The organism is Paenibacillus sp. FSL E2-0201 (genome assembly GCF_037963325.1).
Classification (GTDB): Bacteria; Bacillota; Bacilli; order Paenibacillales; family Paenibacillaceae; genus Paenibacillus_AQ.
Genome location: NZ_CP150154.1, coordinates 4224165 through 4245107, shown reverse-complemented (window position 1 = coordinate 4245107; position 20943 = coordinate 4224165). Strand labels below are relative to the sequence as shown.

The 20943-nt window shown below is 42.8% G+C and carries 14 protein-coding genes and 1 pseudogene; 12 read left to right on the top strand and 3 right to left on the bottom strand.

Annotation, left to right across the window (positions count from 1 at the left end; genetic code table 11):
* Positions 1 to 2 precede the first annotated feature (2 nt).
* The 3 genes and pseudogenes from NSU15_RS19290 (at position 3) to NSU15_RS19280 (ending at position 6503) form a co-directional block, all read left to right on the top strand.
* On the top strand, positions 3 to 761 hold the full coding sequence (locus NSU15_RS19290; RefSeq protein ID WP_076121146.1) for a DUF6063 family protein: 759 nt from the start codon (positions 3 to 5) through the stop codon (positions 759 to 761).
* A complete protein-coding gene (locus NSU15_RS19285) occupies positions 748 to 5229 on the top strand; it encodes a hypothetical protein (RefSeq protein ID WP_076121145.1) in 4482 nt (1493 codons plus the stop codon). The genes NSU15_RS19290 and NSU15_RS19285 overlap by 14 nt, the downstream gene beginning before the upstream one ends.
* Before the next feature lie 126 nt (positions 5230 to 5355).
* A pseudogene (locus NSU15_RS19280) lies at positions 5356 to 6503 on the top strand (IS3 family transposase).
* An 828-nt stretch (positions 6504 to 7331) separates the two neighbouring features.
* Here the strand turns inward: NSU15_RS19280 and NSU15_RS19275 are convergent.
* Positions 7332 to 8780 carry an ATP-binding protein gene (locus tag NSU15_RS19275; protein WP_339287313.1) on the bottom strand — a complete coding sequence of 483 codons (1449 nt, stop codon included), beginning with the start codon at positions 8778 to 8780 and terminating at the stop codon, positions 7332 to 7334.
* A 216-nt stretch (positions 8781 to 8996) separates the two neighbouring features.
* On the opposite strand from NSU15_RS19275, the gene NSU15_RS19270 reads away from it, so the two are divergent.
* Together NSU15_RS19270 and NSU15_RS19265 are read left to right on the top strand one after the other, a co-directional pair.
* Entirely contained in the window at positions 8997 to 9719 is a 723-nt protein-coding gene (locus NSU15_RS19270; protein WP_339287312.1) for an MOSC domain-containing protein, read from the top strand.
* Between the two features lie 83 nt (positions 9720 to 9802).
* Positions 9803 to 11872, top strand: a complete 2070-nt coding sequence (locus tag NSU15_RS19265; RefSeq protein WP_339287311.1) for a serine hydrolase domain-containing protein — start codon at positions 9803 to 9805, stop codon at positions 11870 to 11872.
* 144 nt (positions 11873 to 12016) lie between these two features.
* On the opposite strand, the gene NSU15_RS19260 is transcribed toward NSU15_RS19265, so the two are convergent.
* Positions 12017 to 12448 carry a flavodoxin domain-containing protein gene (locus tag NSU15_RS19260; RefSeq protein ID WP_042129180.1) on the bottom strand — a complete coding sequence of 144 codons (432 nt, stop codon included), beginning with the start codon at positions 12446 to 12448 and terminating at the stop codon, positions 12017 to 12019.
* 411 nt (positions 12449 to 12859) lie between these two features.
* Between NSU15_RS19260 and NSU15_RS19255 the strand changes: the two genes are divergently transcribed.
* Positions 12860 to 13201, top strand: coding sequence for a DUF4181 domain-containing protein (locus NSU15_RS19255; RefSeq protein ID WP_076121141.1), 342 nt, complete (start codon positions 12860 to 12862; stop codon positions 13199 to 13201).
* 62 nt (positions 13202 to 13263) lie between these two features.
* Here NSU15_RS19255 and NSU15_RS19250 read toward each other — a convergent pair whose 3' ends face one another.
* Positions 13264 to 14109, bottom strand: a complete 846-nt coding sequence (locus NSU15_RS19250; protein ID WP_339287310.1) for a lipase family protein — start codon at positions 14107 to 14109, stop codon at positions 13264 to 13266.
* A 403-nt stretch (positions 14110 to 14512) separates the two neighbouring features.
* Here NSU15_RS19250 and NSU15_RS19245 point away from each other — a divergent pair, with 403 nt between their 5' ends.
* The 6 genes from NSU15_RS19245 to nagA all read left to right on the top strand — a co-directional run bounded on the left by NSU15_RS19245 (position 14513) and on the right by nagA (position 20921).
* Positions 14513 to 15220, top strand: coding sequence for a DNA alkylation repair protein (locus NSU15_RS19245; RefSeq protein ID WP_042129176.1), 708 nt, complete (start codon positions 14513 to 14515; stop codon positions 15218 to 15220).
* A 110-nt stretch (positions 15221 to 15330) separates the two neighbouring features.
* Positions 15331 to 16620 carry an L-serine ammonia-lyase, iron-sulfur-dependent, subunit alpha gene (locus NSU15_RS19240; RefSeq protein WP_339287309.1) on the top strand — a complete coding sequence of 430 codons (1290 nt, stop codon included), beginning with the start codon at positions 15331 to 15333 and terminating at the stop codon, positions 16618 to 16620.
* A 198-nt stretch (positions 16621 to 16818) separates the two neighbouring features.
* Positions 16819 to 18285, top strand: coding sequence for a YdiU family protein (locus NSU15_RS19235; protein ID WP_339287307.1), 1467 nt, complete (start codon positions 16819 to 16821; stop codon positions 18283 to 18285).
* 38 nt (positions 18286 to 18323) lie between these two features.
* On the top strand, positions 18324 to 18803 hold the full coding sequence (locus NSU15_RS19230; protein WP_339287305.1) for a DinB family protein: 480 nt from the start codon (positions 18324 to 18326) through the stop codon (positions 18801 to 18803).
* A gap of 166 nt (positions 18804 to 18969) precedes the next feature.
* Positions 18970 to 19755: a DeoR/GlpR family DNA-binding transcription regulator gene (locus tag NSU15_RS19225; RefSeq protein WP_042129169.1), complete on the top strand. Its 786-nt coding sequence runs from the start codon at positions 18970 to 18972 to the stop codon at positions 19753 to 19755.
* A gap of 23 nt (positions 19756 to 19778) precedes the next feature.
* Complete coding sequence (nagA, locus tag NSU15_RS19220; protein WP_042129167.1) at positions 19779 to 20921, top strand: N-acetylglucosamine-6-phosphate deacetylase; 1143 nt, start codon at positions 19779 to 19781, stop codon at positions 20919 to 20921.
* Positions 20922 to 20943 lie beyond the last annotated feature (22 nt).

Below are 20943 nucleotides of genomic sequence, written 5' to 3'. Positions count from 1 at the left end.
GCATGAGTTATACATTAGAACAGGTACAGCAAGCTTCACGGCTATTTTTTGAATTACTTCGTAAAAAAGTAATTCCTCTCGATGATCCTGCGGCGGCAGAATGCCTGCAGGACGCTGGAACATATGATGCGCTTCAATATGTTGCCAAGGAGGCAGGCTGCCGAGTGATGAATTCCGGACAACGTCTCCATCTGCTCGTCAATCCACTCGGGTCAGTGTTCGCCACCAACTTTACCCAGTTGAAGAATAAATACTCACGAATTGAGCGCAAAACTCATTTACATATCATTAATATTATCATCCTTGTTTTTCTGGCCGAGATGGACCAGGACGAGACTCATTTTAAGTCCGGACAGGACAGTATGTCCTATATACAGATATCCGATCAGGTGTCTTCACTTTTTCAAGCTTGGATACAGATGGATGATGAAGGTCAGTTTAGCCAGCAGTGGCGGTTGGATATCCAAGCGATGTCGAAGGTGTGGGCTAACCTCTATATGCAAACTAAGAGTCAGGAAGAGAGCGATCTTCTGACAAGAGGCGCAGGCTCACGAATTGGGCTGATTCATGAAGGTATGAAGCTCCTGGAAGAGGAGAAGCTCGTGTTCATCTCAGAGTCAGAGAAGCGCATATTCCCGCGGGAAGAGCTTTATGAGAGAATGCGGTATTTATATCATGATGTTGACCGGTATCAGGAATTAAAGAAACTCATTGGACGAACTTTAGCTGAGAAAGACGGTGCTACTAATGCCGCGGATTGAACGCATACGAATTACAGGACTTAAATACGAGAAAATGCTCAAGAAATATGATGATATGATTCTGGACCTCTGCAACGAAGAGGGGCCGGCCAATACCCTTATAACGCTTATGAATGGCGGCGGGAAGGGCGTACTGCTGCAATCCATATTTCAGTTATTAATGCCCAAAACGCCATGGGGAAAAGACAGTGAGAACCAGGTTGAAGCATTTTTTCATAACCATAAAAAACAACTTAAACCTTACACCTTTCACGTAGCTATCGAATGGCATCTCGACAACAGTGAGCGTAATGAGTACATGACGACTGGTATTGCCATGACAGCACATAATTCGCTGGATCAGCAGGACATAAAAGTAGATTACTTACTGTACGCACTTACAGATTACGGTGAAGCGTCTGAACTTACCCTTTCTACGTTGCCGCTCTTTGATGAAGAGTCTGCTGAACCTACGAGTTTTGAAACGATACAGCAATTTATACGAGATCGGCGGGGAGAAATTGTACCTTTCGGTAGCCACAGCTCGGATTTAAAAAGATATTATGATTTCCTGGCTACTCGGGATATTCATATCGCCGAGTGGCGTAATATGCGGCGAATCAATGGAGAAGAGGGCGGTATTAAAGGTTATTTTAAAAAGAATGATGCCTTTACCAACCATAACTTATTCGAAAAGCTAATTATCCCTGAAATCGGCTCCAGTCTGAATGAGGGACCAAAAGAAGAAGACAATACGCTGCAGCGGATGTTTATTGACACGGCGACAGTAGCTCAACGCCTACCGATGCTTGAACAACGGGAACAAGTCTACACAGAGTTTCTTGGAATGGCTGCGCCATTATATGAGCTGGTGAAGCTAGGAGTTGAAGCAGAGAACGCCGTTCAAGAAACTGAACTGCGTGGACGTCAGATCTATACGGTTATCTATGAAGAGCAGAAAAATGCAGAAGAAGAGCGAAGTAAGGTTGCTAATGAACTGGCTGGGCGTTATCAGGAAGCGAAGCAATTACGATTTGAGACAGACAATCTCAAGTATTTGCGCAGCAAGGAAGAACTGGAGCTAAAACAGGAAGAGTTCAAAAAGCTCAGTGATGATCAGGGACGTGCACGTGGGCGGTTGGACCATTCCAAGGCTCAGGAGAAAAAGCTAGAAGTGGCTCATTTCTTGGCCAAACGTATGCTCCACACACGACAAATAGAGCAGTGGCAGAAAGAAATTCAAGCCATCGAAGGTTCCTTAGAGATGAAAGAACGTCAAGAGGTCATTCTGGCGGCTAAAGAAAAGCTTCGGAAACAGTGGGATGTGGTGTTTAACCTCTGGCAACAAACGATCAGTGGGTTTGGAACCGCGGAGCGGGCTCTGACGAGTGAAGAAAAAGGTCTGCGCAAGGAGCGGGAGAGCTTTCTGCTGGAGTTAGCAGGTCTGGATATTCAGATTAATGAATTGACGTTATCTATCCGGCAATATACAGAAGAGCTTGGCACATTCGCAGCCCAGCATGGTCAAGAAGCTGCCCATACTCCGGTGGCGGCGCTTCAACGTACGATTTCTGCTGCCAAAACGATACTTCTGGATATGGAAGCGTTAGAGGAACAGCATAAAGAGGCTGAGAACCGAAAGCTGGTGCTGCATAAGAATCATGCCGAGCTCAGTGAGAAACATCGCTCTTATGAACGAGAGATTGATGAGCTTGGGGTACAGCTCGATTCTCAGACTTATAAAGAATCACAGTTATGGTCACAAATCGTTGTGCTGCTGGAAATGTTTGATGAACATAATCGTTTGGGAGCTACTGGTCTTTTTGAAGAGAAGGATACGATTCAACTACGATTTATCCGCAAAATAGATGAGGTGGAGCAGCAGACTAAACGTTCTAGACGGGATTACTACAATCAGCTCATGGATGTGGAACTTCAAAATCAATCCTACTGGCTGCCGAATTCAGATATTTTGGCGGTTAAGGATACACTCGATTCGCTTAAAATTCAATCCACACCGGGCAGTTCCTATTTAAACGATCGTCCATATCTTGAACGTGAGGAAGAGCTAGAGCGTCATCCGCTTTTACCTTATAGTCTGATTGTAACCCGGCGTGAAGCTGATAAAATTAAACCGGATTTGCTGAAGGACACACTACTAAAATCAGCGGTGCCTATCTTTATTCGTGAAGAAATGGCAGCTCTAGATCAAGTTTCTTTTAAGCTTTTAGCTAACCAAGGACCACAGATGGTACTTGAACCAGATCGTTTCTTAAACTTTAAGAGCGGGATCCAGGCGAAGCTTAAGGAACAAGAACAGGTGCTTCAGGACGCAGAGGCTTATTTATCGAAGTTGAAATCTGTGCGTCACGAATACGAGCGGTTATACCAAACAGAGAACACCGTGACGATTACAGTTAAACGCAATGCCCTTTTGAAACTGCAGAGTGAACTTCAGCAGCGCATTATCAGTCTGAGCAACGAGATGGATGAGAACGAGGGCACGCTTACTCGGATCTGTCGGGAAATCTCCGAGTATAAGTCACTTAGTGCAGAGCATGAGCAGAGAGCTATAGCATTACAAGCCTGGATTGAACGTACGAAGAAGCATGAGCAGGCTCAAAAGGAGAAGAAAAATTATACAGATCGTAAGGGTCTGGTTAGCAAGGAAATGGCGAATAAAGACCAGCAGCTCGAGCATCTTGAAGCGCAAATGGTAAGCCTTGGCGGAGAGCGCGAGAAGTGGATGGGAGATGCCAAGTATGCTCTATTTCCTAGACTGCAGCATTGGTTTCCTGAGATTGTATTTCCGGCATATCACCAGCTTTCAGATGATATCGAAACCACACCAATTGATCCAGTAGAACAGAATCTTCTGTTGCAGCAGCTCAGTACCGTTGAAAGTCTGCAGCAATCGTTGACGGAGAATGAGCTTGAAATTCGAACAAGAGCCGCCCAGATCAAAGCGGCCAGCGAGAATCTAACAGAGCTTGAAGTCAGCCTGAACCAAGTTGATGTGGATTGGCGGAAGGTGGCAGAACCTGCTGAATCTACCGAATCCATTATGGCTGCAAGAAACCGTCAAAAGTCGGAAACCTCTTCGTTAGAAGAAGACTATCAGATGGTTCACGACTCTTTCATCCGTTGCCAGACCGAGTTGGACAATTTGCAGAAGGAACTGCGCAAGGTAGAAAAAGGAATCAAAGAGAAACACGAGCGTGCCGTAGAGATTTGGAATGAGCCACTCGAGCAAAAAGAGACTGACATTCAAGAGCGTTTCCAAGAGAATGAGCACATGCTTAATCAGTGTAAGCGATCTTTGGAACGAATGGATGCATTCATTCAGACGTTATCCAATCAAATCAAAATCATGAATGCACATATTGAGGAGCGGGTTAATTTACGGACTGTGCCAGAAGAATTAATGCTGAGTGTAAGAGAAAGCTGCGAGTCTCTCGTTGCTGACTGGCTTCTTCGGATTAAGGATAGCCGGGTTAGACGGGATGAGGTCTCCAGGAAAGTGAAGGAAGAGAAAAACTCATTAACCGGAAAACTTGCCAAGAATGAACGGAATTCTGAACTGGAGACCAAGATTCTGGATCGTTTAAATACGGTACATTGGGATAACTTCGCTATTGCTCAGCAAGTCCTAGATTCGATGTTACGTAGTTCGCGTGATCAGATTGAGAGCATTCAAAACGATAAGGAAGATATGGATCATTCCCGTAAGATGTGGGTAGCTCGGGCTTCTTATCGTGTAGTACAAATCATTGATATTATGAAGCGAATGGAACGACGGATGATTATTCATAATGAGAATAATTATGCCTTCCCGCTGGTACGACTGAATTATAAGAATATCAATGTACCGAGAGCAAGCGATGAAGTAGAGCCGATGGTGAGCGACTATTTCAATCGATGTATCCAGGAACTGCTTGCAAAATATCCAAAGATTGAACAAGTGCCAGCGGTGGTAATCAAAGAGGTTATTAATGATGGACGAATCGTCTATGCGGCACTTCAGAATCGCTTCCCGATTCTTCAGGTATATAAACCGGTAACGGAGAATTACTTCCTCTATGCCGCTCCGGAAGACTATCATTATTCCGACTGGGAGGTCATCAATCGCGGTGCGCTGGATGAGGCTGTCGGCAGTGGTGGACAGCGTCAATCTGTACAGCTGCTGGTAGCCATGATGATCATGACGCATAAACGTGTGAATCGTGAGAACAAAGGATGGACGGTCTTTTTATATGACAATCCTTTTGGAGAAATGGTTTCTAATAACGTACTTGATCCCGTGTTTGAAATTTCTAAGGCTCTCAAATTTCAATGGCTGATTGTTACGCCGCCGGAGCTTGTGAAGAATGACGTCAGCGTTCGCTTTGGTGTATACTGGCAGCTCTATTTCGGAGGTATGAAAGGGGACATGCTAGAATCCACTCTAGTCAAGGGAGGAAGAAAGCTCATTCCTGTTTCGCTTTTTTGATCACTTGCACCATAATGAAAGAAGTTCCAGCAGCTAATGCTACTGGTATTATCCCCTCATGGTTGACAGTGAAAAAAGAGCACATGGTATCATGTGTTTAACACAGTCGACCGGAGGGGATTTTTCATGGCTAAAAAAGGGCAGACGTTTACGAAGTATTCAGAAGAGTTGAAGAAAGAGGCGGTTCGTCTTCACTTAGAGGAACATATGAGCTATTCACAGATTCTAGAAAAACTCGACATCAAGAGCGATGCTCAGTTGGTGAGATGGATACGTAAGTTTAAAAGTGGGGAGTCCTTTGAGGACCGACGCGGTAAAGGTGGAAGGAAACATTTTGACAGTAAAGACGAAGAAATTGCGTATTTGAAGGCACAGGTCGAATACTTAAAAAAGCTCAATCCCAATCTACATGGGGAGGGAAGTTGGATACAAATATCCGGTGCCAATCCATTCAAGAAATGAGCAAGCGATACCCGATTGTTTGGCTGTGCAAACTGGCTGAATTGTCCCGGGCTGCATACTACAAATGGAAAAAGACCTCTGACCTGCGGGAAGAACGCCAAGAGAAGGATGCGAACCTTAAGGAACATATCTTAGCCATTCATCGGCTACGTCCTGCCTATGGCTATAAGCGAATGCGTACAGCGCTTCGCAAAGAGGGATTCCCCGTAAACCATAAGAAAGTTCGCAGGTTGATGAGAGAGCTAGGCATCCAATCGGTGATTCGCAAGAAACGCCCGTTTGCCGGACGTAAGCCTTCTGTCTTATTTCCAAACGTACTCAACCAGGAATTCACAGCCCACGCTCTTCAGCAAAAGTTAGTCACGGATATTACCTATATCCGTACAGGCCACGAATTTGTCTACTTATCTGTAGTGATGGATCTATACAATAACGAGGTTGTGGCTTGGAGAATCTCTGTCCGTAATGACTTAAAGCTTGTGATAGATACTGTGAAATCTCTCCAAGACTCAAAGGCTCTCCTACACTCTGACCAGGGCTTTCAGTACACGACTCGGACGTATGCCCAGGTTTTAGAGGACAAGGGTTTGGTCGGTAGCCACTCTCGCCGGGGGAACTGTTATGACAATGCTTGTATAGAGTCATTTTTTTCTCACCTGAAGACCGAGAAATTGTATTTGGAGAAGCCCAAGAATTTAGAAAATGCTGAACATTTGGTTAGGGAATACATTCTTTATTACAACAAGGAACGTTTCCAAAAAAAACTCGGCGACCTGTCTCCGGAAGAGTACCGGAACCAGATCGCCGCTTAGAAGGCTTCTTTTTTACTGTCTACTTGACGGGGCTATGACCATACTGGAGCTTCTTTTTCGTTATACATTATCCTTATCATTCTCACTTATAACGCTTACCAGCTTTAAAGGAGGCCGAAGGCGTATATGCTTACTATAATAGAATTATAAAATTTCGAGATTGTGGAGAAATGTATGCGAAAAACCGAATGCAATGTGCCGCCGCTAACTAAACGAGTCAAATGTATGCGAAAAATCGAATACAATGTGCCGCCACTAACATAAACGAGCCAAATGTATGCGAAAAACCGAATACAATGTGCTAACGGTAACTTAAAGGAGCCAAATGTATGCGAAAAACCGAATACAATGTGCTAACGGTAACTTAAAGGAGCCAAATGTATGCGAAAAACCGAATACAATGTGCTAACGGTAACTTAAAGGAGCCAAATGTATGCGAAAAACCGAATACAATGTGCTAACGGTAACATAAACGAGCCAAATGTATGCGAAAAACCGAATACAATGTGCTGACGGTAACATAAACGAGCCAAATGTATGCGAAAAACCGAATACAATGTGCTGACGCTAACATAAACGAGCCAAATGTATGCGAAAAACCGAATACAATGTGCTGATGCTAACATAAACGAGCCAAATGTATGCGAAAAACTGAATACAATGTGCTGACGCTAACATAAACGAGCCAGCACCGTTATTCTCCCCAAATTACCCGGGAATGGACTTGTTAATAGGGAATAAGTGCAATACGGTCCGTTAAGCGGAACCTCACTACGAAGGTATGGATACTAGTATGAATAAGGATCATTCATTGTGGTTCATCAAATGCTAGATCGCAGCTTCCTCAGGCTCTAATATCATTGGAAGGGTTACTGTAAAAGTGGTACCTTGCTCAGGAATACTTTCTACTGTTATAGCTCCGCCATGATTATGTACAATATTTTGTGTGATCATAAACCCAAGGCCAGTTCCTGATTCTTTTGTCGTATAAAATGGTTTGCCAAGTGCTTTGATCTGTTCCTCTGACATCCCGCAACCTTCATCCTGTACACTAATTCGGGATTCACTTTCAGTTGTATGCACATGAATATATATGTTTCCTCCATTATTCATTGCTTCCATCGCATTTTTAAGTAAATTAATAAACACCTGCTTAAGCTGATAAGCCTCTCCATGAATCCAAATGGATTGATCTGCACAGACAGGGAGAATCTTAAGGTTTCTTAGTGCAGCTTGACCATTCATTAATGTAGTAACTTGCTCGAGCAAAGATAATAAATCGACAGGCTTACTGATATGCGTCGTTTGTGGTTTGGATAAGACGAGCAGTTCGTTGACGATAAACTCGATGCGTTTCAATTCGGACTCTATAATGAAAAAATATTTATCATTCATGCGCTCGGAAGAGCGAAGCAGCTTCATAAAGCCGTTAATGGCTGTAAGCGGATTTCTGATTTCATGAGCAATTCCAGCTGCTAATTGCCCTGCGGTGGATAATTTCTCGGATTGGATTAGCCGTTCTTCTTCCAGCATTTGCTGTGAGATATCTTTAAAAATTCCAATAAATGCTTTGCTTCCATTGAAGATTATCGGTAGCGTGAACCCATCCACATATTTCTGCTGACCATTTAAGCAATTAATTAAGTAGCAAACGGAGCCTGACGTATTACCGCTGTGATATCTTTCCCTTCGTTCTTGAAGAATTTGATAATTGGAAAGGTCTACAATACTAGTAGTAGATGAACCTAATACTTGATCAAGGCTTTCCGCATGGATTAATTGTAAACCCGCTGAATTCGCATACTGAACAATCCCGTTTATTGTAATCACCACGGTCAGAGGTAATTCCTCTAGCAGCTGTAAGAAAGAATCATCTTTCTCCAACAGATTAGTTTCTACTTCCTGCAGCTGCGTTTCTATCTGCTTGATGATCGTCTTATTTTCGAATTGAATGAAATAATATTGGGGGGCACCATTGGTATCTGAAATGATAGAGATGGAGATCTCTAGGCATAATAGTTGTCCAGTTGGTTTGAAGTAATCCTGTTGGTAACGATGCGGATGGATGTTAAACGAGGAAAAAGACTCTTCAAGCTCAGCAATTTCACGGATCTGACTTAGAAGCGTACGAACAGATGAAGAGGATGTTAGTAACTCGCTATGATCATATCCCAAAAGGGCACTTAAGGCGGAATTCCATTTCAAGAGCGTTCCATCAAACGAAACAAGCGCCATTCCAATTACAGCATGTGTAAAAGCAAAATCGAAACTGTGCAATTCATAGGGCCGCACTGCTATTCACCTCTCATATTCTTTCCACCATATGTAATAGTCTTAGTATAAAACATATATTCTATTAAAATATATAAATTTTTATGTAAACAAGAACCATTCGAAGCTATGTGTTGTTGTGAAAATAAGGGTGCAAGAGTCAAGCGGTTTCAGGTAATATTAGAGAATACGTGCATTTATAGAAAGTGGAGGGGTTGTACTGTGCAATCAATCGTTGGTGAAATCCGAGAAATTAACCGCTATCCAGTCAAGTCATTCGCAGGTGAACGATTGGAAACCTGTATGATAGAACCATATGGAATGCTTGGGGATCGTTTCTGTGCCTTTTATGATGAGTCAAAAGAGGGATGGTGGCGTTATTTTACGGCTAGAAATAATCCTAAAATGCTTACCTATCAAGCCCAATTTATCAATGGAGATATTCATGTAAGAGCTTCGGATGGACGAACCTTTGGGTGGGACGAGCGTTTGTTGGAAGAGATTCAAAGCCAAACTAAAACACAAATCTCCATGTCTACTATAAAAGCTTCGCATCCACAACCGGAGCATCCACAACTGTTATCAGTGGATGGCGCTAGTATCTTACTCATTACGGATGCCAGCTTAAAGAAGCTTGAGGCATCATGGGGAAATTCCTTAGATCAGCGACGTTTTCGTGGGAACTTTGTTATCGCTTTAAATGATGAATCGCTTTTTGAAGGGGATTGGATCGGTCGGCAGCTCTCCATTGGAGAAGTGCAGCTACAGGTAGATAGTTTTTGTGAGAGATGTATGGTTATCACGATGGACCCGGATAGTCTGGAAAGAGACCCTAAACTATTGAAAAAACTGAACCAAGAGTTTGAACTACACTTCGGTGTGTATGCTTCTGTAGTTAAGACAGGGGAAATCAGAATCGGAGACAAAGTAGAATTAATGGATTAGCGTATGATATAAACTTACTTTACATTCTCATATGGATAAATTACCCTTAAAAGGAATGACAAATTCATAGAGGGAGGGAATGTATGAAGAAGAAAATAATATCCCTGTTGATGGTATTTCTGCTTTTAGTCGTGTATATTCCTACGAATGCTTTTGCAGCGGATAGTGGAAAAACGCAAACGTACGTGAACACTCAGAAGGTGGCGGCTGAGAAGGCAGCATTCTTAACGGAAAAGATAGGAACGACGAGTCTCCAATATGCTCTGATGGATGGGGATACAATCGTTGTGAGCGGCCAAGCAGGATATAGCCATGTGGAGAGCAAGACGGCACCAAGCGTTACAACGATGTATGGAATTGGCTCGACGAGTAAGGTTTATACGGCAGCTTCTATTATGAAGCTCGTAGAACAAGGGAAAGTTGATTTAGAGGCTCCCATTGTAACTTATTTGAATAATTTTACGATGGAAGATTCACGTTATAAGCAAATCACCGTACGTATGCTGTTGAATCACTCATCAGGTCTTGGGGGTTCGAACTTATCAAATTCTTTCTTATTTAATGATTCTGATTCTATCGCCAAAGATAATTTGCTAGCGACTTTGTCAACACAACGACTAAAGGCAGATCCAGGTGCGTACTCTGTATATTGTAATGATGGATTTACGCTGGCGGAGTTGATTGTTGAGAAAGTCAGTGGCATGGACTTCACTACATTCATTCATCAAAATTTTACAGGTCCTTTAGGGCTTCAGCATACGAAAACGCCAGTAGATTCTGTGGATTCCAGCCAGTTGGCAAGTGTATACAATGCTACCTACCCAGCCGCTTTACCCAAAGAGACCATTAACGTAATTGGAACAGGGGGCATCTATTCCACGGCTGAAGATTTGGTGCGCTTTGCAACTATTTTCACTGGAGGATCGAAAGGGATTCTGTCAGAAAAATCAGTAAAAGCGATGGAGCAAGAGGAATATAAACGTGGAATGTGGCCAAAAGGAATCGATAATTCGTTCGCATATGGATTGGGCTGGGACAGTGTGAATTTATATCCATTCAATCAATACGAGATCAAAGCTCTGACTAAGGGCGGGGATACAAGTCTGTATCATACTTCACTTGTCGTGTTGCCAGAACAGCGGATGGCAGCAGCTGTGGTATCTTCTGGAGGATCGAGCACAACCGATCAGATGCTTGCTAACGAAATTTTGCTCAGTGCTCTACAAGAAAAGGGAGTTATCAAGGAACTGAAAGCTACGACTACATTTAAAGCCACGAACAAAGAGAAGATGCCAGAGGATTTGTTAAGTTATGCAGGTGTTTATGCTGATTCTACGCAGCTAATGAAGATAGAAATTAGTAAAGCTGGGGAATTGAGTATCTCTTCGATCATGGCACCTACAATGCCAGCTCAGAAATTTTCGTATCATACGAATGGTGAATTCTTAGATGCAGTGGGTACGAGTAAAGTTAGCTTTGTGAAGGAGGGCAATGGTCGTATCTATCTTTGGAGTCAAGGGTACGGAGTTATTCCAGGGCTTGGTGAGACTGCCAGTACTCAATATGCAGCAGAAAAGCTAGAGGCGAATTCTTTATCCAATGAGGTTTTGTCAGCATGGCAGCAGCGTCAAGGAAAAATGTATTTTGATGTCAGCGAGAAGTATAGCTCACAATTTTACATGAGTATGCCAGTAGCTGGTATTGCTATGTTCCCTGATGCACCGGGCTATATGGGCTCGAATAAAATAACTGGCCCGAATAAAGCTGAAATGACTGTGCAAATTCCAACTTTAGGTGGGCGCGATCTTGCGGATCTTGTTTTTGAAAATAAAGAGGGTGTGGAGTACCTTAAGGTTGGAAACCAATATTTTATATCACAGGATGCCATTAAACCTATCTATGCCGGCCCGCAATCATTGGTAACCATCCAAGCAGATGGATATGCGAGATGGTATGAAATACCTGAGACAGCATCAGGAAAGTTGATGACAGTAGAGCTACCAGCTAAAGGTTCCTTTGCTGTTTATGATGAGAATGGTAGGTGTGTAAATTTCTCTACGATCAGCGGTCTTACGCAAGTTAAACTTCCGAGTAACGGGAAAATTGTATTTGTAAGCGATGTGGGTGCGAAGTTTGAATTGACAATCAAGTAGTAATAATCAATTTAATTTTTTTTATAAAAAAAGAATCCTGTTATCCAGATTATTTTATCTTGGTAACAGGATTTTTTATATATAAACGCTTCCCGTCCTTATAGGGACTCAGAGGGCAATTATGCTAGTTGAAATTCTATCTTCCTATTTGAAATTCTTTGAAAACTCTTTTATTTTATCTACAAAAATTCCCTTAAGCTGATCCGTTCCTTCCTTAGGAGCTTTATAGGCTTTGTAACCACCAAAGGATTCGATGCATATTGCAGATTTTTTTAGATCATCCGGAAAATTCTTCTCTATTAATTCCTCAGTTGTTTTCGGTTTCTCGTTACAAATATAGTAGCCCATCTTCTTATTTAGTAACTCATCTTTATTTTTTTTGATAAAATCACGAATCGCTTTGTATATTTTCTCATCTCTTACTCCGGCACCTAAAATAATGCTATCAAATTCCTCAAGATTTGGTTTGTCTATTTCAATATTACAGATCTTACTCTGAGGAATCTCTTCTGATAATACCTTTGCGCATTGCTCTGTTGCTCCTGATTTTGTTGCATATAGAATAAGTACTGCCATTGTGGTCCCTCTTTTCAGTTTAAATGGTTCAGTTTCAAAATATCCTTTTAAATCTAATATCTTTATTATCGAGATAATATATGTATTATCGAAAATAGCGATCTTTTGTCAACTTAACAGCAAGTTCTTATGTACTAATTCTACATCCTTATTATGGTATCATAGGAATAATTGATCTATTGTTAGCTATATCTTTAAAGAAATTACAATAAAAAGGGGTGTGGAGATAAGTTGAGTATCATCGTAATGCTAGTCATCTATTTTTTGCTTGGAGTAACCGTGATTAAATTAGGCATCGATAACTCTAGAAGTACGCAAATATCAAAGGAAATATTAAATGAGTTAAGAGAAATCAAAGAACTAATGATAAGAAATAAATACGAATAACTTCTTAGAAGGAGGGCAACAGGATTGGCCATTCCATTTTTAGTATTAATTCTTGCTTTTTCTGGTTTTTTTCTAAGGGTATGGATTGTTGGCCCGGATAAAGAAAAAATTTCTGACGACGGTAATGAGCTAAATATAAAAGGTAAATTAATACTCGGACTTATTGGATTAATTTCGGCAATTGTCATAATGATAGCTGATGGCGTACAGGGGATAGGAATGAAGTGGTTTTGGATTGTATTCATAATTATTGCCGTAGGATTTCAGTCATATATTGATTGGAAATTTTTAAAGCATACGAAACAACATATCGTTTCACTGATTTTGTTAGTCGAAGGTGTGGTGTTAGTTTATTTCTTTTTCTAATCGATTGAACGATTAAAGCCTAATCTCCTGTCAGCGTACATAAGGGATCAGGCTTATTAATTTCACGACCTTTTTGGTACATGGGGTTCAACTGGTGGAGTTGATGCGCTTGTGACGGGGGTACTTACAACTGGACAGAATCCAGGGTTAGTTAAACATAGTTCTTCGGAGTACTGCGGTTGGACCTTGGAAAGCTCAGTGAAATAGTTGCCGATCATATGATTGCCACTTGCAGATCCATTCTGGAAAGAAAGTGATACGAAGGTATGGACATGACTGTAATAGTACTTCGTTTCCCGTTTAGGCAGCTTATATACATGTGGAGGAGCGTACGTAACAACATCAAAAAGATTAGCATAACGGTAACTCTTCCGGACATATGGTTTAAAAACATTAACGAAGTTTGGATCGCCTACACGTGGTGAGCCATAGGTGAACAGATTAGGTGAGATGTGCGAGGTGTTGGCCGCAATATCTATAGCACATAAAGTGGCGAGTGCTCCACCTAGGCTGTGACCAGTAATGTATAAGGTTTTATCGGGAGATAGCTTAGCAAGTGTAGAGATAATCCCATCGCGAGCTGAGGCGTAGATATTCGTGAAACCACGGTGGGTAAGGGTGTCTTCTTTAATGTATTTGAATCTCTCCTGTGAGGCCATAACGTTAGACATCCAATCGGTTGTGGAGCTGGTTCCCCGGAAGGCCACAATAATCTCTTGTGGAGATTCCAGAATAAATCCGAAGCGTTCCCATACCTCGCTGATGGATCTTGCTTCAATTGTATCCACGATCTGATAATCTAATGGAACGACGAACAAACCTTCTGTATTTGAGAACTGCGCATAGGTCTGTCCGCAGATGGCAGCTAGAAAGATAGCCCTTTGCTCTTGATCATTTTTGGTACCCATGTGCATCCCGCCCTTCTTCCTAAACTATATTAGGGGGACGAGAGAGAGATTCCAATATCATAGGAGGCCTTGTACTAATTAGAAATATCTAAATTTTACATAGTTAAATTGTTACTTCAAATGATTTTACTTCGAAAGTCGAAGGTTCAGCGGCACTTAATGATTTCATTTCTTCTTTTTGCTATGATTCCACTTTGTGCCTACGGTTTTCTAGCTTACCATAAATCAAATGAAGCGATCGAAGCTAAGTGCTCCCTAAATCACTTCTGGTGTTACTGCCCACCCATAAGGATTCCTTCGGAAACTTAACTTGCTACAAGGAAACCCATACAGTACACTTTCTTTAACTAGTACAAACCTAAGATAGCTTGGGAAAGAACTTTGAAAAAGGAAGTGTTAAATAGTGGATTTAGAGATGGTCATGCAGGAGCTGGAAGCGCTCGGCAAGGAACGAACCAAGAAAATATATATGTCCAATGGAGCAAAGGAACCACTATTTGGCGTGGCTACCGGAGCAATGAAGCCAATCTTCAAGAAAACAAAAATAAATCAGCCATTGGCTGAGGAGCTTTACGCGACAGGGAACTACGACGCCATGTATTTTGCCGGCATCATTGCTGATCCCAATGCAATGACGGAAGCGGATTATGACCGATGGATGGATGCGGCTTATTTTTATATGCTGTCCGACTTTGTAGTGGCAGTAACCTTGGCAGAAGCGGATATTGCACAACAAGTGGCCGATAAATGGATCGCGAGCGGTGAAGAGCTGAGAATGTCAGCGGGCTGGAGCTGTTATTGCTGGCTGCTTGGCAGTCGGCCGGATGTTGAGTTTTCCGAAAGCAAGCTTGCTGGTATGCTTGAGATGGTGGAAAATACGATTCATGATTCTCCAGAACGTACCCAATATTCAATGAATAACTTTTTATACACAGTAGCCGTATCTTATTCGCCACTACATGATAAGGCTAGCGAGACTGCAAGGACTGTAGGTCCAGTTGAAGTCAACAAGGATAAGGCAAAAAGTAAATTGATTCACGCGTACGCAAATATTCAAAAAGCAGTCGACAAAGCTCAGCTTGGTTTTAAACGCAAGCATGTAAGATGTTGATCTAGCAGAAGCTTCTAGAGAAGAAAAAGGAAAAAGGATTCCCTGATGCTTCACTCTGAGTTACTATATAGAAATGACACCAAGAGGAGAAAGTAGGGGGAAAAGCATACATGGGCAACTTATTGGATATTTTACACAAGGAAGTCGTACCGGCTGAAGGCTGTACAGAGCCGATCGCAGTTGCGTATGCCGTCTCCTTGGCGGCAGAACTTCTCGAAGGAGAAATAACGGGGATTCAGCTGCATCTCAGCGGTAATATTATCAAAAATGCAATGGGAGTGGGCATCCCTGGGACAGGCCAGACAGGTCTGCCTATCGCAGCAGCCCTTGGAGCGGTGGTCGGACGTTCGCACAAGGAGCTGGAAATTCTGTCAGGTCTGACTCCGGATGAGCTAAAGCTGGCTAATGATCTGCTTGAGCGAAAGCTGCTGCAAGTGGAGATAATGGACACTCCTGAGAAGTTATATATTGAAGCACAGGTGAAGACAGAGAACCATACGGCGATTGCCATCCTTGCTAAGGAACACACTAATATTGAATACCTAGCTCTAGACGGAAAAAAAGTGACACCTAAGAAGTCTAAAGCTGACTGTGGAAAGCCCGGTCTGTCCGATACCGAAGCTTATGAAGGCTCTGTAGATCGGATTTTCGAGTTTATAAGTACGGCTCCATTTTCAGACCTTAGCTTCCTCTTGGAAGGTGCTCGGATGAACAAAGCGATCTCCGATGAGGGACTCCGAGGCGATTATGGCTTGCAAGTAGGAAAGAAGATGAACCAGCAATCTGCGATGAATTTATTCGGCAATGATGTGGCGAACAAAATTATAGCGGCCACTGCCGCGGCTTCAGATGCTCGCATGGATGGCAGTGCAATGCCTGTGATGACAACAGCGGGCAGCGGTAATCAAGGCATCGCCTGTACGCTTCCCGTTATATCATTGGCGGAATTGCTCGGCAAGGATGAAGAGACGCTGGCTCGGGCGCTTGCACTGAGCAATCTGGTCACTGTGCATATCAAGCATTATATCGGGCGGTTGTCGCCTTTATGCGGTTCAGGGATTGCTGGCGGGGTAGGAGCGAATAGCGGGATCATTTATCTCATGGGCGGTAGTCTTGAGCAAATTAAGCATGGGATACAGAATACAATAGCTTCTTTGTCAGGCATGATCTGCGACGGTGCGAATTCAACCTGTGCACTGAAGATTTCCACCTCCACCAATACAGCGATTCAGGCAGCCACATTGGCGATGAATAATATTGCTCCTACGACCAAGGATGGAGTTATTTTCGAAGAGGTGGAAGACACTATTCGCAACATGGAGCGACTGGTTCAAGAAGGTCTGGCGGATACTGACAAGACCATTCTAAATATCATGCTCTCCAAAGGTGGAGCGAAGTAACCTTATAGTAACTTAGATACAAAATAAGAGATCATGAATTATGACCGCCCGGTTCCCTGCTTAAAATGGCAGGAGGCCGGGCGGTCTTTGTAATTCTGCGGCAAGGTCATAGGTTTATAAGAGGATTTGCATTAAATTTTAACATAACTTATTCTGAGATCATAAAGGCATAGACTGATGGTATAAAAAGGAGATATTATGACGGAGAAGATAGATATAGGATGGAACTTTGAGAACAGTTATGCTCATCTGCCGGAATCCATGTTTACAAGGATCAAACCTACTCCTGTGCGAAAGCCGGAGTTAGTTATTTTAAATGAACCGTTGGCTGCTACTTTAGGGCTGAATAGCACAGCACTACATAGTAAGGATGGTGTACAGATTTTTGCGGGCAATGAAGTTCCTAAAGGTACTGAGTCGCTTGCTCAAGCCTATGCTGGGCATCAATTTGGACATTTTACCATGTTAGGTGACGGCCGAGCTGTGCTGCTGGGTGAACAGGTCACTCCCCAAGGTGAACGCGTAGACATTCAGCTTAAAGGCGCGGGAAGAACGCCATATTCTCGTGGTGGGGATGGCCGAGCCGGACTTGGCCCGATGCTGCGTGAATATATCATCAGTGAAGCCATGCATGGCCTTGGTATTCCTACCACTCGCAGCTTGTCGGTGGTCACTACAGGAGAAACGATCATTCGAGAAACAGAGCAGCCCGGTGCTGTTCTTACCCGTGTTGCAGCCAGTCATCTACGGGTGGGTACTTTTCAATATGTTGCAGCATGGGGGAATGCAGATGATCTCCGTATTCTGGCTGATTACACGCTGCAAAGACACTATCCCGAAGTGCCTATGGAAGAGAACCGATATCTTTTCCTGCTTCGGGAAGTGATTGGACGTCAGGCTGAACTGATTGCCAAATGGCAGCTTGTAGGATTTATTCATGGAGTGATGAATACGGACAACATGGCACTTAGCGGAGAAACGATTGATTATGGTCCATGCGCATTCATGGATATGTATAATCCGGAGACCGTATTCAGTTCCATAGACCAGCAGGGTCGATATGCCTATGGCAATCAGCCGGGGATTGCCTCTTGGAATCTCGCAAGATTCGCGGAGACTCTCCTGCCATTGGTGGCTGATGATCAAGAACAGGCGATTCAGCTCGCTGAAGAGGAGATTGCAGATTTTAAAGAGCGGTCTTATCATCATTGGCTCTCAGGAATGAGAGCGAAGCTCGGAATCTTCAACGAAGAGGTAGAGGATGTTGCGCTAATTGAAGACCTGCTAGATTTGATGCAGAAATACCGGGCGGACTATACCAATACCTTCCGTGCCCTAACTTTGGAGAAGCTGGAAGAAACCGTTCTGTTTAGTGCAGCGGAATTTACCAAGTGGCATGAGTTATGGCAGGCTAGACTTAGCAGACAGCAGCAATCGAAAGAGGTTTCACAGCAGCTAATGCGCAATAGTAATCCTGCGATCATTCCGCGAAACCACAGGGTAGAGGAAGCACTCCAAGCGGCAGTGCAACAGGGAGATTACAGTGTGATGGAGCGGTTGCTTGAAGCTCTTTCCAATCCTTACGCGTATACCCCTGAACAAGATGAATATTCGACACTTCCTGAGGAATCAGCAAGACCCTATCGAACCTTCTGCGGCACTTGATTTGCAAATAATGATCTAAATAATGAGGTGAAGTAAGAATGTTTCATGCATATGATGTTCTGGCTAACCAGTTGCTAGCGAATGCGAATGATCCAAGTTGGTATGTGCCCTTTGAGGTAGCCGTAAAAGACTTAAGCGAAGAGGAAGCATCTTGGAAAGTAACAGAAGAAAGCAATAGTATTATTGAGATTGCGCAGCATCTGCTCTACTGGAATGAGGCTTGGCAAACAAGGTATAAAGAAAAGAGCGTCCATGCGGTTCCTTCTGTAGATAACAATGATACCTTTGTTGTTGCAGAAGGAGTAACGTTCCAAGAGCTTCAACAACAACTTTTAGAAGTTCTTCTACGTTGGCAGGAACTGATTACGAAGGACGAATTGGAAGCTGATGTTCAAGGGTTCCAAGACAGTCAGTGGTGGGAAGTATTAGGTAATGTGACGACACATAATGCTTATCACGTGGGGCAGATTGTTTTTATTCGGAAGATCCAAAAGAGTTGGAATCGTAATGTGAAGTGAATTGAAGGACGTTAACGGATGTATAGCCATCTGGATAACGTCTTTTTTTGTGAATATCAATGAGGATAAGTTATAGAGTATTACTTATAAATACTTACATAATTATATTTAATGCTTGTAAATGCTTATTGAATGACTTATGATGACTTTAGGAGGTGCATACAAGATGTTTCAAGAGGAGAGATTGTTGAAGATACTCGAATATTTGAAACAACACCAATCGATGAGTGTTCAAGAGATCTGTACTCAATTTGATGTATCCAGAGATACCGCACGTAGGGATATTGTTAGATTAGTACAGGAAGGTGTTGTGATCCGAACGCATGGAGGGGTATCGTTACCTGAGTTACAAAAAGAATTGTTATCTTATCAGGATCGATTGATCGATAAATCTGAGAGTAAGCAGAGAATAGGGAAGACTGCAGCTCAGCTTATTCAAGATCATGAGACTGTGATTTTAGATGTATCCACCACTGTACAGTTTGTTGCAGAACAAATTACCGCGAAGGATATTACGGTTGTTACACACTCGATTGATAACGTAGGGATCTTGTCCAAACGGGAAGATCTGCAAATTTATGTTCTTGGCGGTTACTTGAATGTGAAAAACCGCTTGTTATATGGTCCTTCCATTATCGATAAACTTAGTGAAATCCGTGCAGATAAAGCCTTTATTGGAGCATCCGCGATCGGTGCTGATGGACTCTACTATCCTTATGAAGAAGATGCGAGGGTAAAAAGAGAAATGGCGCGAAGATCGGATCAAGTGATTTTAGTGGCGGATCACAGCAAATTTAATGCCAAATCCTTTTATCGGCTAGACTTTGATTTCGTTGATATTTTAATTACCAATCGAGAACTCCCAAGTCAGATTAGAGAAGTTCTAGATCAGAAGAACATCACAGTTATTGAGTGTTCAGAAGAGACGGAAGAGGTTCAATCACAAGACTGATGACATAAAGGAGAAGGATATTTATGAATTGTATTTTACAAAATGTGCAATTGGTGCTTCAGGATCGTATTGTTCCAGCAGCTAATGTGTGGATTTTTGAAGGGGAAATCATAAAGATAGATGCAGAGGCCCTTTCGATTCCAGAGGGAGATTATGAACGGATAGATGGCGGTGGCCATTTGTTAGTACCCGGAATGATAGATGTTCATATTCATGGCGCTAATGGTTTTGATATGATGGATGGTACGGAAGAGAGCATTCAAGAAGTATCAAAGGCTTGTGCTGCGTCTGGTTGCACCTCATTTCTGGCTACATCTGTCAGTTCTACGCTAGAAGATCTTTTAGAAATGATTCGTAGTGTCAAGCGTGTGATAGGACATGAAGTGGGTGCAAAGATCGCAGGCATTCATTTAGAGGGACCTTACCTGAACCCGAAGCGAAAAGGTATGCAGAACGAAAAGTTTCTGCGTCATCCCAACTTAGAGGAAATGAACCTAATTTTTGAAGAAGCGGGTTCACTCATTAAGATGGTTACAATTGCTCCGGAGTTGCCGGGCGGGATGGAGCTTATTTCCTTTTTGAAAGAAAAGGGCGTAGTAATAGCCATCGCTCATTCGGATGCCACTTATGAAGAGGCTAAACAAGCCTTTGCGTCGGGGGCAAGTCATGTTACGCATTGTTTTAATGGCATGCGGCCTATTCATCATCGAGATCCAGGGGTAATTGTGGCTGCTTTTGAAGAGAAGCATGTAAGCCTTCAAGCGATTGTGGACAATGTCCATCTGCATCCTGCAATTATTCGATTAATGCATACCTTGAAAGGACCGGAAGGAATGGTCTTGATTACAGATGCACTGCAAGCTATGGGATTAGGTGATGGGAATTATATGTTTGGAGGCCATCATGTTACGGTATCCGAGGGGGTAGCGAGACTGAAGGATGGAACATTAGCTTCAAGCACCGTGACTATGAATGAAGCCTTACGTTATACTGTTGAAACTGGAATTCCATTGATCGATGCTGTACAGATGGCTTCAACTACGCCGGCCAATATTCTGGAGCTTCAACAGAAGGGGACGATAACAGCTGGTTTTGATGCTGACCTGGTCCTCTTGGATGATGAATTTAAAGTGCTCTGGACAATGGTGGATGGTCAAATTTTATAAATCACGATGAATACAGGTTACT

Coding starts and splice junctions, on each gene's coding strand:
- NSU15_RS19240 (WP_339287309.1), top strand. CDS start 15,331: ATGGGCAACTTATTGGATATTTTACACAAGGAAGTCGTACCGGCTGAA.
- NSU15_RS19250 (WP_339287310.1), bottom strand. CDS start 14,109: ATGGGTACCAAAAATGATCAAGAGCAAAGGGCTATCTTTCTAGCTGCC.
- NSU15_RS19265 (WP_339287311.1), top strand. CDS start 9,803: ATGAAGAAGAAAATAATATCCCTGTTGATGGTATTTCTGCTTTTAGTC.
- NSU15_RS19230 (WP_339287305.1), top strand. CDS start 18,324: ATGTTTCATGCATATGATGTTCTGGCTAACCAGTTGCTAGCGAATGCG.
- NSU15_RS19290 (WP_076121146.1), top strand. CDS start 3: ATGAGTTATACATTAGAACAGGTACAGCAAGCTTCACGGCTATTTTTT.
- nagA (WP_042129167.1), top strand. CDS start 19,779: ATGAATTGTATTTTACAAAATGTGCAATTGGTGCTTCAGGATCGTATT.
- NSU15_RS19285 (WP_076121145.1), top strand. CDS start 748: ATGCCGCGGATTGAACGCATACGAATTACAGGACTTAAATACGAGAAA.
- NSU15_RS19235 (WP_339287307.1), top strand. CDS start 16,819: ATGACGGAGAAGATAGATATAGGATGGAACTTTGAGAACAGTTATGCT.
- NSU15_RS19260 (WP_042129180.1), bottom strand. CDS start 12,448: ATGGCAGTACTTATTCTATATGCAACAAAATCAGGAGCAACAGAGCAA.
- NSU15_RS19225 (WP_042129169.1), top strand. CDS start 18,970: ATGTTTCAAGAGGAGAGATTGTTGAAGATACTCGAATATTTGAAACAA.